We start from the raw sequence: 11,456 nt of genomic DNA, 5'->3' as shown, positions 1-11,456 counted from the left end.
GATACGGATTCCGTCTGTTTCGTCAACAAACCGGGAAAGCTCCGGTTCGTTCACTCCACGCCCGGAACCCGTCCTTCTCGCTCTCGTCATGAACAGACTGTCGTCGTGAGATAGCACCCGTATGGGGCTACTCCTCCCCAGGAGGACGCTCTTCCTCTGCTGGCGCAGCTCTGCGAGTCCCGCTCGGATTTCATCGTTTTTGCAAACGATTCAGTCGGAGTCCGTATGCGCGGGACCGAACGCAAGAGCCTGACCTCACCGAGAGTAACGGCGCTTCCGGCTCCTTCCTTCCCTCAAGAAGGCGATGGGCGCTGGCCTGCGCCGGGCAGCGGGACATGTCCATATTTCTGCTCCCAGACCAGATCGCGCAGCACCCAGCCGCTGCCGGGAAACCGCAGGCCCAGCCGCAACTCGCCCAGCAGATAATCGCGCACGTCATGCTGGGGCAGGCCCGCCCCGGTGGCCTCGCCCAGCGTGCGCTTGCCATCCAGATGTCGGGCCACCGGATGAACTTTGGCGCGCGGCCCGGCAGGCTGGAGCCGCAGCCGATACCACTCGTAACGGTCCAGCGGCCACAGCCGTCCCTGTTTAAGCGCGCCCACCGCCATCTGCGCCGCCTGGAACACCGGAATATCCAGCTCGCGGGCCGCGCCGCGCACCGAACTGCCGTTCTGGCCCTCGAAGGGAAACAGATCGCCCTGAAAGCAGTGGCTGGGGCTGACGATGACCTCGCAGACCTTTTCCCACTCGTCGCTGACGCGCGCCCAGTCGGTGGTCAGATGGCCGTAGGGTCCCAGCGGCTGCCCCGCCACCGGACGGTGCGTGAAGTTGAAGGTGCCGCTCTCGGGCAGCAGCGGGCTGGCGTACAGCGCATCCAGCCCCATCCAGTCCAGGATGCCGCCCGAGATGATCTCGCCGGAAACGAAGGTCACGGTGTACGGCACCTCGGCCTGAACGTCCAGCACGCCAGTTTGGCGCGTGGTGTGGATCAGTTCCAGAATGCCCAGCAGTGGAAGGTCCTCAAGAAGTCCCTGCATCAATGTGAACAGGCTAGCACTGTCTGTCTTACGACTCTCGCACCTGGGAGGACAAGGCCAGCTTTATCATACGGATTCCGTTTGTAACGCGGCAGGAATCGCAGCAGCGCCGATCCCTCCACTCCACGCCCGGAACCCGTTTTTCTCCCTCTCGCTCTCGTCGCGAACAGACGCCCATGAGGACGCTGCTCCTCTGCGGCGCAGCTCTGCGAGTCCCGCTCGGATTTTCAGGTGTTTTCAACACCTTCTAATCGGAGTCCGTATCAAACTGGCCCCACGACTGTTTCAGGTCCAGCCACGCGGCCCCCAGCTCATCTGACACGTCGCTGGCGATCAGACCGTAGCCGTGCGCCCTGGCGGCCAGTTCACCCGCGCGGGCGTGCAGCCGGACTCCGGCCACCCCGGCGTCGGCGGCGCTCAGGCCCTGGCCCAGCAGCGCCGCCAGAACGCCCGACAGCGTGTCTCCCATCCCCCCAGAAGCCATGCCCGGATGCCCGCCACGCGACACGCTCAGGGTGTCGGCTGAAGCGACGACGCTGGGACCGCCCTTGAGGACCACCGTGCCACCCAGCAACTCCTGCAACCGCCGCGCCGCCGCCAGAGGATCGCGCGTGACCTCTGGAGTCCCCATCCCCAGCAGCCGCGCCGCCTCGCCGGGGTGCGGGGTCCACAGACACTGCGGGTGGCCGTGCCCGGCCAGTTCGGGATGCAGGGCGTCGGCATCCAGCACGGTGGGGATGCCCCAAGCCAGGACCTCGCGGGCCACCCCCACGGCCTGCGGCCCCAGGCCCATGCCCAGCGCCACAGCATCGGGCAGGCCAGAGGCGCGCAGTTCGGGTAGGGCGTGGTCCCAGTTCGTGTGCCGCTGGACCATCAATTCGGGCGTGACCAGCGGCACGTCGGCCAGCGAATGCACCGTGACCAGCCCCGCCCCGGCCCGCAGCGCACCCAGCCCGGCCAGCGCCGCCGCCCCCACCGTACCGGGGTGACCGCCCACGATCCAGACCCGCCCCGCCGTGCCCTTATGTGCGCTCGCCGTTCGCACGGGCAGCAGCACGGCCACCTCCAGATCGTCGGGACGAATTCCGAGGGCTTCTCCACGCACCCAGTCGGGCGGCACCCGCAGCGGGGCCAGAGTGACCCTGCCTGAGCGCGTGGCCGCCTCACCAAACAGCGATGCCGTCTTGAATCCCATGAACGTCACCGTCATGTCGGCGCGCACACTCAAGCCTGCCACGTCCGCACAGGAGGCGTCCAGGCCACTGGGGATATCGATGGACAGTATTGGCAGGCCCGCGTCATGGGCGGCATTCAGAACCTCGATGACCGCTGCCAGAGCCGGACGCAGGGGCGGCACGAATCCTGTTCCCAGCAGGCCATCTACCACTATCCCGGCAGAGGCAGCGGCGCGGCGCAGTGAGGACAGATTCAGGGGCTGAACCTCGCCGCCCACGGCCCGCAGGCGTCGGCGGTTCAGACGGGTCAGGGGGTGCTTGCTGGGCTGGGCCAGCACATGCACCGCGCGCCCCAACGCCAGCAGGTGACGGGCGGCCACCAGGGCGTCTCCCCCATTAGCCCCGCCCCCGGCCAGGAGCAGCGCCGGACCTTCTGGAAAGGAGGCTTGCACGGCGTCGGCCACCGCTCGCCCGGCCTCCTCCATCGCCAGATCCAGCAGTCCGGCAGGCTCCAGACGGGCATCTACCCGCCGCGCGCCCTCTGGACTCAGGATGAATTCGCTCATGCCCGCTTATAGCGCAATCGCTGGCCAGACACTCCAGACGCATCCTTGCGGTGCAGAAGACCCGGCGAGGAGTTCCTCCCCACAGCCTGTTACCGCGTCAGGTCACCGCGCCGCGCAGGGCCAGGAACAGCACCAGGATCACCACCGCGATCAGCACCCAGCGCAGGCCCTTGAACAGCGGATTTCCCGCGAACTGGGCCTTGACCTCGGCGTCGGTGTCCTCCTTGGAGCGTTTCATGCCCAGCCGCTGGCCGCGCCGGATCGAGCGCACCGCCTCGGCCATCTTGCCCTGTCGGCGCAGGGCCACACCCAGGTTGTGCCAGCCGCCGTCGTAGTCGGGGTTCAGGCGGATCACCTCACGGTATTTCACCTCGGCCCCCGCGTGGTCACCGCTTTCGATGTCCAGATTGCCCAGGTTGGTCAGCGCGCGGTAATGCCCGGCGTCGGCCTCCAGCGCCTCCTCAAACAGGGTTCTGGCCCCAGCACTCTCTTCCTGCAACGCCAGCAGCACGCCCTGAATGTTCAGCGCCTCGGCGCGGGTCAGCGGCTGGGCCAGCGCGGGGGCCAGTCCGGCGGCCAGCACCTCCGGGTCCGGCTCCTTGAGATGGGCGTTCAGGGCGTCCAGCGCCGCACCCAGCGCGTCTGGATCGGCGGCGCGGCGCAGCACGCTCAGCTCGGCGGCGTCGGCTTTCCCGGCCAGTGCCTCGCGGTAATCGGCCAGCGCCCGCCGGGCCGAGGGATAGCGCCGCGCCCGCACCGTCTCCTGAAAGCGGAAGACCGCCTCCAGCGCCTCCTGAACCTCCGCCTCCGACTGCTTGATGCGCGAGACGGCCAGCGCCCGTCGCCACTCCCCGGCGCGAATGACCTCATTCAGATCGGGCAGAGGGGCGGGATCGGCAGTGGGCTGAACAGGAGGTTTGCTGGCGGAACGAACAGGATCAGACATCTGTGCCGATGATAGGCCGGATGGGGCGGCGGGAGGGGTGTGGGCCTCGCATTCTGCCCTGTCTGGGGCTGGACCCGAGGCGGCGTTCCGCTTCAGACAGAGGACAGGGCGCAGTTCCGTTCAGACCGTGCTGGCGCGGGGCGTTCTCAGAGGCAACACCCTCCCAGCCTCTCTCGAAGGAAGGCCAATCCAGCGCTTTACCCCTCGCCGGACCACATGCCCTGGCGCTTGAGGGCCGCCACCAGCCGGGGTTCGCGGCCTTCCATCCCGCCCTCCACGGCGAAGTAGGCCCCCATGAGTCTGGCCCAGTCGCCGGGCTGACCCTTCCGCGACGCGATGGGATTCATGATGTCCACGGCGTCGCGGATTTCCTCATCCGTACCGTTGTTGTAGGTGTCGGTGTGGATCACCAGCGGGCGCGGGACGCGGGGACGGTGGGGCGTGTCCTCGGCGGACCTGCCGATGGTCAGCGCGGCGAAGGGCAGCACGCCGGGCGGCAGCTCCAGCAGGTCGATAATGCCGTCCAGGCCGTTCATCACGCCGCCGATCCAGCAGCCCTGGTAGCCCAGCATCTCGGCGGCGGTCAGCAGGTTGGTTCCGGCCATCACCGCGTCCCCGATCCCAAAATGCACGGCGATGGCAGGCCAGTGCCCCGGCGTCTGCCCGGTCACCTCCAGCACCCGCACCACCCGCCGCACATCGGCGCAGACCACGAACGCTTCAGAGGCGGTGGCAATGTGCGCGTTGGTGGTCAGGGTGACCATCTGTTCGCGGACCTCCGGGCGGGTCAGGCGCACGAGGGAATACAGTTGCGCGGTGGCGTCGGTGGGGGCACGCTGAGCGGCGTGCAGGATGGCTTCCAGGTGGTCTGCGGGCAGTGGCAGCGGGGAGCCGTCTTCCGCCGTCACGTACTGGCGGACAGTTCGGTGGGCATCGTAGAACGCGGTGACTTCTGCGGCACTCTGGGTGCGGGTGGACAGGGTTGCAGGCATGCCGGGCAGAATAGCGGTCAGGCGGGCGACAGAGAAAAGCAATTCCCACAGCCCCTGATGCCCGGATCAGATTTTTTGCTGCAAGCGGAGCCGCCCCGCTCTACCGTCGGCACCCCGCCATTGTCCGCACTGTCACGCCGATCTCGGTTTGCCCTGAAAAGCCTATGCCTAGAGCGCCGTTTCGCTGTTCCGGTCCTCGATGTTCTGGGCACGCACGCGGCGGTAGGCCACGAACCACAGGCACGCGGCGATCAACACGCCCGTCACCACGGTCACCCGCCAGTTCACGCCCTGCAAGGCCATACCCACCATGCCGCAGGCCAGCGCCACGCCCCACAGGATCACGGCAGTGCGCCGCGCACTGGCGGTGCGGGCCAGGACGCGGTGGTGAATATGGGTCTTGTCCGGGTGTCCCAGCGGGTTGCGGATGCCGCGCGCCAGCCGCCCGATCACCACCTGCGTGGTGTCCAGCACCGGCAACGCCAGCACGATCAGCGGCACCAGCAGACTGGCCCCCGCGCTGAATTTCAGCGTGCCCAGCAGGCTGACGGCGGCCAGCGTGTAACCGAACAGGTAGGCTCCCGCATCTCCCATGATGATGCGGCTGGGGTTGAAGTTGTGCCGCAGGTAACCCAGCGCCGCGCCCGACAGGCCTGCCAGCAGCACCACGGCGGCGGCCCGGTCTGGAAACTGCGCCGCCGTCGCCAGCAATACGGTGCTGACCACGAAACCCACGCCGCCCACCACGCCGTCCACGCCGTCCATCAGGTTGACCGCGTTGGTCAGGCCCACGATCCACAAGATGGTCAGGAAAATGCTGATGGGCGCGTTGATGGCGTCGGGAATGATGGGTAGGAAGGGGATGGCATTGAAGTCGATCTTCAGGCCGTTGACGATCAGCAGCACGGCAGCCAGCACCTGCACCAGCAGCCGTGATAGCGGCGACAGGCCGTATTGATCGTCGATAAAACCCACCAGCACCAGCAGGGACGCCCCCAGCAGGATCGCCAGCACCTGAATATTGACGATCTCCACCACGATGGGCCGCAGCGCCCAGGCCACGATCACACTGACGATAAAGCCCGCGAAGATCGCCAGACCCCCGGCGTTGGGCAGCGGCTCGGTGTTCAGCCGCCGCGCGTTGGGTTGATCGGCCCAGCCGACCTGCACGGCAAATTCACGCAGGCGTGGGATGAACAGCCAGGTGAACAGCCAGGCGGTCAGAAAGGTGACGAGAACGCTGAAAAAACCCCGTCCGAACAGGTCAGCGATGCCCAGTTGCTGGGCGAAGGCAGAAAGTGAATCCATAAAGTGCCCCGAGTCTAAGGGTTTCGCCGTGCCAGGGGGTTAGCCGAAAGGTGGAGGGCGCTTACTTGGTGCCGTAGATCCGGTCCCCCGCATCCCCCAGCCCCGGCACGATATAGCCGTGATCGTTCAGATGAGAGTCGATGGCGGCGGTCACGATCTCCACGTCCGGGTGATCGCGCTCGATCACGGCGATGCCCTCGGGGGCCGAGAGAATGCACATCAGCTTGATGCTCTGCGCCCCGGCCTCCTTGAGGCTGTCGATGGCCGCACTCGCACTGCCGCCCGTGGCCAGCATCGGATCGGTCAGAAAGACGCGGCGCTCGGCGATGTCGGCGGGCAGCTTGTTGTAATACGCCACGGGTTTGAGGGTCTGCGGATCGCGGTACATGCCCAGATGCCCCACCTTGGCCGCCGGAACCAGCGCCACGATGGCGTCGGTCATGATCAGCCCGGCGCGCAGGATCGCCACCAGCGCCAGCTTCTTGCCGCTCAGCATCGGGAACTGACCCGTTTGCAGCGGCGTCGTGAGGGTCTGGGGGGCCAGTTCCAGATCGCGCATGGCCTCGTAAGCCAGCAACATGCTGATTTCGGCGGCCAGTTCGCGGAATTCCTTGACCCCGGTGCCGGTATCGCGCATCAGCGAGAGCTTGTGTTGAATCAGGGGATGGGAGACGACCGTGACCATATGGAAAGCATATCGCCTCGGCGGGGCCGGACGGAAAAGAGCCAGCGGAGAAGGACCAGAGAAAAAGAACAGCGTCAGGATAAGATGCGCCGCGTGAGCGTTCCCACCCCCTCCGCACCCTTCCCCGCCCTGGAAGCCCGCGAGATTCACCAGAGTTTCGGCGAGCTGACCGTATTGCACGGCGTCTCCCTACGGGTGCAGCCGGGAGAAGTGGTGGCCGTGACCGGGCCTTCGGGCAGCGGCAAGAGTACACTGCTGCACCTGCTGGGCGGGCTGGACGTGCCGGATTCCGGTGAGATCTGGTGGGCCGGGGAACGCGCCGATATCCTGGACACCCAGGCGCGGGCGCTGCGGCGGGCCGGGCGGGTGGGTCTGGTGTTTCAGCACCACTATCTGCTGGAAGACCTGAACGTGCTGGACAACGTGATGATCCCCTGCCGTCTGGCTGGGCAGGGCGACACGTCCCGCGCCCATGCCCTGCTGTCCCGCGTGGGCCTGTCGGGGCGCGAAAAGAGCATGCCCGAGGTCCTCAGCGGCGGCGAACGTCAGCGGGTGGCCGTGGCCCGCGCGCTGGCTTCCGGCCCGGCGGTGGTGCTGGCCGACGAGCCGACGGGCAGCCTGGACCGCGCCAACGCCACCACGGTGGCCGCCCTGCTGGTGGCCCTGGCCCGCGAGGAGGGCGCGGGCGTGCTGCTGGTCACCCACGACGAACGTCTGGCCGGGTACGCGGACCGGGCGCTGCACCTGCTGGACGGGCGCTTCACGGAAGAGGCCCCTGTTTACGGCTAGCGACTGGACCTTGCACGGGCGGGTTCGCCGCCAGATAACCCCTCTCCTACCGGGACACCCGAAGAAAGCAGCGGGCCACCTGCGCCGCCGCCCCCGCCTCTGCCATAATTCCGCGCATGGCTTCAACATCCAGCATTCATGACCTCAAGAACCACATCGGCCAGAGCGTGACCCTGCACGCGTGGCTGACCGACAAGAGCGGCAAGGGCAAGCTGCAATTCCTGAAACTGCGCGACGGCAGCGGCTTCGTGCAGGCCACCGTGTTCAAGGGCGACGTGGCCGAGGACGTGTTCGAGGCGGCCAAGCGGTTGACCCAGGAGCAGGCCGTGACAATTACGGGTGAGGTCCGTGCCGATGACCGTGCCCCCGGCGGCGTAGAGCTGAGCGTGCGCGAGATCACGCCGATCTCGGAGAACCACGCCGAGTACGCGATCACGCCCAAGGAACACGGCATCGAGTTTCTGATGGACCACCGCCACCTGTGGCTCCGGCACCGCCGCCCGTGGGCCGTGGTGCGGATACGCGACTGCGTGCAGCGGGCCATCGTGGACTTCTTTCACGGCGAGGGTTTCATCCGTTTCGACGCGCCGTTCTTCACGCCCAACGCCGCCGAGGGCACCACCGAACTGTTCGAGATTGACCTGTTCGGTGAGGACAAGGCGTACCTGTCGCAGACCGGGCAGCTTCACGCCGAGGCCGGGGCGTTCGCCTTCGGCAAGGTCTACACCTCCGGCCCAACCTTCAGGGCCGAGAAGAGCAAGACACGCCGCCACCTGCTGGAATTCTGGATGATCGAGCCGGAGGTGGCCCCCAGCAACCACCGCGAGAACCTGGATTTGCAGGAGCGGATGCTGAGTTTCATCGTGCGCCGCGCGCTGGACGAGTGCGCGCCGGAGCTGGAACTGCTGGGCCGCGACACGGGCAAGCTGGCCGGAGCCGCCGAGGGCAACTATCCGCGCATCACCTACACCGAGGCGCTGGAGATCGTGCGGCAGCATATCGAGGCCAAAGACCTGCCGCCCAACGTGCAGGACGACGTTCAGCCCGTCGAGTGGGGCGACGATCTGGGCGCGCCGCACGAGACGATCCTGGGCCACCACTTTGACCGCCCGGTAATCATTGAAAAGTACCCGGCGGCCATCAAGGCGTTCTACATGCAGCCGGACCCCGAAGACCCGCGCGTGGCCCTGTGCGACGACGTGATCGCCCCCGAGGGCTACGGCGAGATCATCGGCGGCAGCGAGCGCATCCACGACTACGAGTTGCTCAAGTCGCGGATTGAGGAGCAGGGGCTGCCGCTGGAAGCCTTCGACTGGTATCTGGACCTGCGGCGGGTGGGCAGCGTGCCGCACGCGGGCTACGGCATGGGCCTGGAGCGCGTGATCGCCTGGATCTGCGGCCTGGACCATATCCGCGAGGCGATTCCCTTCCCACGCATGCTGACGCGGATGCGGCCTTAATCGAGAAGGTTTTTTATAAGCGTCTGCCAGCGGCAAATCTCATGGCTCCACAGGCAGTTCTGCCGGGAGCCACGGTATTTTCATGTCCTGTCTCTGTACAGCAAGAAGAGCAATCGTAATGCCGTCCTCATCGGAGAACTCAACTTCATAGGCGTTGTCTGGATACATTCCCACAACTGCCCCTTGACGACCCACACTTGAGCCGTCGTCTAGATAGTGCTCGTTGATCAATTACACGACGGAGAAAAGCGGCACAGACTCAGGTGTCGTTCCAGCTTCACCCATTCAGCAACTTCACCACGCCCTTTAATACCCGCACCCTGATCGCCGTGACCTGCCCGTGCAAATCGCCGTCCAGATGCAGCGGTGTGGGCGTGTCCCAGCGCACCGTGACCTCGTGGCCCTGCGCGGTGCGAACCTGCGGCTGGTCCAGATGGGTGCCACGCAGCACGCGCAACATCAGTTTGACCAGTTGAAAACGGTTCATGGGGCCGCCCGCCACCACGTCCAGCAGGCCGTCGCGTGGGCTGGACCTCGGGCTGATCAGGAAGCCGCCGCCATAGCGCGTGCCGTTCATGACGGCCACGATGGGGCTGGGGCCGCTGTAGAACGGCTGGCCATCCAGCGTGATCTGCACTTCGGACAGGTGCAGCTCGCGGACGGTGGCGACAGCGGACCAGGCGTAGCGCGCAAAGCCCTGAAACTGCTTGGGCGCGCGGGCCATGTTGGCGGTCACGGCGGCATCGAAGCCCAGGCCCAGGCCATTCAGCAGCACATGCGTGCGGCCCGCGCCGTCGCCCTCCAGAATACGGACCTCCAGGGCGTCCACGTCGCGGGGCTGGAAGGTCAGGCGGTCCAGGGCCTCCGCGAATTGTCCAGTTTTGAGACCCAGCATGCCCGCGAAGTCGTTGCCCGTTCCCAGCGGGACCACGGCCAGCGGACGGCCCTGCCGCTTGGGGACGGACACCAGCGCGGGTAGCAACGCGCCCACCGTGCCGTCCCCGCCCACCGCCAGCACGGCAATGCGCGGCGGCAGCGCCTGGATGCGGGCCAGGGCGTCCTCGCCGCTGTCTTCCAGGATCAGCTCGTAGGGCTGGCCGCGCCGCTTCAGCTCGGCTTCCAGGCGCGGCCACTCGCGCATTGCCAGCCCCCCGCCCGCATTGGGGTTGAGGACGACGGCCAGCGGGGGAACCGAGGATTCAGGGGCGCTCACGTCAGGCACATCATACGCGCTGGAAAGTGATTCTAGTTCCAGTCCGCAGGGCGCTCGCCCAGGCCGAAATGCCACGCGATGGCCCGCGCGATGCGTCCGGCGGCCTGCCCGTCGCCGTAGGGATTGCGGGCCTCGCGCATTCCCTTTAGCGTCTCCGGGCTGTCTAGCAGGTGATTCAGTACCGCTTCGAGCTGCGCCGGATCGTTGCCCGCCAGTTTCAGTACGCCCGCTTCCAGCCCCTCGGGGCGCTCGGTGACGTTGCGGAGAACGGCCACCGGCACGCCCAGCGCCGCGCCCTCTTCCTGCAAGCCGCCGCTGTCGGTGGCCAGCAGCACGGAGGCGGCCATCAGTGGGGCCATATCGCTGTAGTCCAGCGGGGCAGTCAGCTCGAAGTTACTCACACCTTCCAGCACCGGGCGCACGGCCTCCTGCACGGCGGGCGAGAGGTGGACCGGGTAGATGAAGTGGTGATCTGGGTGCGCCTGAGCAACGCGGGCCAGCGCCTGAGCCATCTCGCGCATCATGGGCTGGTTCTCGCGGCGGTGCATGGTCACGGTCACCAGGGGTTGCCCGGCGTCCACGCGCGCCTGCCACTCGGGGCGCAGCGGCACGCGCCCGGCCACCTCGCGCACGGCGTCCACGGCGGTCTGCCCGGTCACGAAAATGCCCACTTCAGGCTTGCCCTCACGGGTCAGGTTGGCCTTGCTGCCAGAGGTGGGCGAGAAATCCAGCGCACTCAGCACGCCGGTTAGGCGGCGGTTGGCTTCCTCCGGGAAGGGTTCCTGCAAGTCGCCGCTTCGCAGGCCCGCCTCGACGTGGCCCACCGGAATGCCCTCGTAAAAGGCGGACAGGGCCACGCAGAACGATGTGGAGGTATCGCCGTGGACCAGCACCAGATCGGCCTCCATCTCGCGCAGCACGCGCCCGGCCTGCGGCACGATGCGGGCGGTCAGGTCCGCGAGGGTCTGGCGCTCGGTCATCACGTTCAGGTCACGGTCCGGGGTCAGGCCAAAGACGTTCAGCGCGCCGTCGAGCATCTGGCGCTGCTGCCCGGTGGAGAGGATCAGCGGCGTCAGGCCGGGTTGGGCGGCCAGAGCTGCGTAGACGGGGGCCATCTTGGTGGTTTCCGGGCGGGTGCCGAAGGCGAGGACAATGCGTTTATCGGTCATGGGAATTCCTTGCGGGAGACATCACAACGCGGGCCGGATTCGGGAAACCGTTGCGGCCCGTGGGCGAATGGAAGTTGAGGGGCCACGCCAGAAAACCCGCGTGGTGAACAATTGCA

The 11,456-nt window shown here is 67.0% G+C and carries 11 protein-coding genes; 2 read left to right on the top strand and 9 right to left on the bottom strand.

Translation table 11 applies throughout. The features are described from left to right. Positions 1-293: 293 nt before the first annotated feature. The 6 genes from BOO71_RS12475 to upp all read right to left on the bottom strand — a co-directional run bounded on the left by BOO71_RS12475 (position 294) and on the right by upp (position 6,709). Positions 294-1,037 (bottom strand): DUF4388 domain-containing protein, encoded by a 744-nt coding sequence (locus BOO71_RS12475; RefSeq protein WP_075832773.1) that lies wholly within the window; start codon positions 1,035-1,037, stop codon positions 294-296. 247 nt (positions 1,038-1,284) lie between these two features. Continuing rightward, positions 1,285-2,778, bottom strand: a complete 1,494-nt coding sequence (locus BOO71_RS12470; protein WP_075832770.1) for a bifunctional ADP-dependent NAD(P)H-hydrate dehydratase/NAD(P)H-hydrate epimerase — start codon at positions 2,776-2,778, stop codon at positions 1,285-1,287. A gap of 97 nt (positions 2,779-2,875) precedes the next feature. After that, the gene (locus tag BOO71_RS12465; RefSeq protein ID WP_075832768.1) at positions 2,876-3,724 is read right to left on the bottom strand and encodes a hypothetical protein; all 849 of its coding nucleotides are present in this window, start codon (positions 3,722-3,724) and stop codon (positions 2,876-2,878) included. 197 nt (positions 3,725-3,921) lie between these two features. Next, entirely contained in the window at positions 3,922-4,716 is a 795-nt protein-coding gene (locus tag BOO71_RS12460) for a nitroreductase family protein (RefSeq protein ID WP_075832900.1), read from the bottom strand. Positions 4,717-4,884: 168 nt separating this feature from the next. Next, positions 4,885-6,024: an MraY family glycosyltransferase gene (locus tag BOO71_RS12455; protein WP_075832766.1), complete on the bottom strand. Its 1,140-nt coding sequence runs from the start codon at positions 6,022-6,024 to the stop codon at positions 4,885-4,887. Between the two features lie 61 nt (positions 6,025-6,085). Beyond that, entirely contained in the window at positions 6,086-6,709 is a 624-nt protein-coding gene (gene upp, locus BOO71_RS12450) for a uracil phosphoribosyltransferase (RefSeq protein ID WP_075832764.1), read from the bottom strand. Positions 6,710-6,793: 84 nt separating this feature from the next. On the opposite strand from upp, the gene BOO71_RS12445 reads away from it, so the two are divergent. Next, complete coding sequence (locus BOO71_RS12445; protein WP_075832762.1) at positions 6,794-7,498, top strand: ABC transporter ATP-binding protein; 705 nt, start codon at positions 6,794-6,796, stop codon at positions 7,496-7,498. A gap of 116 nt (positions 7,499-7,614) precedes the next feature. Beyond that, on the top strand, positions 7,615-8,958 hold the full coding sequence (gene asnS, locus BOO71_RS12440; RefSeq protein WP_075832760.1) for an asparagine--tRNA ligase: 1,344 nt from the start codon (positions 7,615-7,617) through the stop codon (positions 8,956-8,958). Positions 8,959-8,997: 39 nt separating this feature from the next. Here the strand turns inward: asnS and BOO71_RS29185 are convergent, their stop codons facing one another. The 3 genes from BOO71_RS29185 to wecB form a co-directional block, all read right to left on the bottom strand. After that, the gene (locus BOO71_RS29185) at positions 8,998-9,153 is read right to left on the bottom strand and encodes a DUF4926 domain-containing protein (RefSeq protein WP_368482875.1); all 156 of its coding nucleotides are present in this window, start codon (positions 9,151-9,153) and stop codon (positions 8,998-9,000) included. Positions 9,154-9,235: 82 nt separating this feature from the next. Next, positions 9,236-10,171 (bottom strand): diacylglycerol/lipid kinase family protein, encoded by a 936-nt coding sequence (locus BOO71_RS12430; protein ID WP_075832754.1) that lies wholly within the window; start codon positions 10,169-10,171, stop codon positions 9,236-9,238. A 32-nt stretch (positions 10,172-10,203) separates the two neighbouring features. Beyond that, complete coding sequence (gene wecB, locus BOO71_RS12425) at positions 10,204-11,340, bottom strand: non-hydrolyzing UDP-N-acetylglucosamine 2-epimerase (protein ID WP_075832752.1); 1,137 nt, start codon at positions 11,338-11,340, stop codon at positions 10,204-10,206. Positions 11,341-11,456 lie beyond the last annotated feature (116 nt).

Source organism: Deinococcus marmoris (assembly GCF_001949125.1).
In the GTDB taxonomy this organism is placed as follows: domain Bacteria; phylum Deinococcota; class Deinococci; order Deinococcales; family Deinococcaceae; genus Deinococcus; species Deinococcus marmoris_A.
Note: the sequence above shows the minus strand (reverse complement) of the source record. Positions and strands in the feature narration are given on the sequence as shown.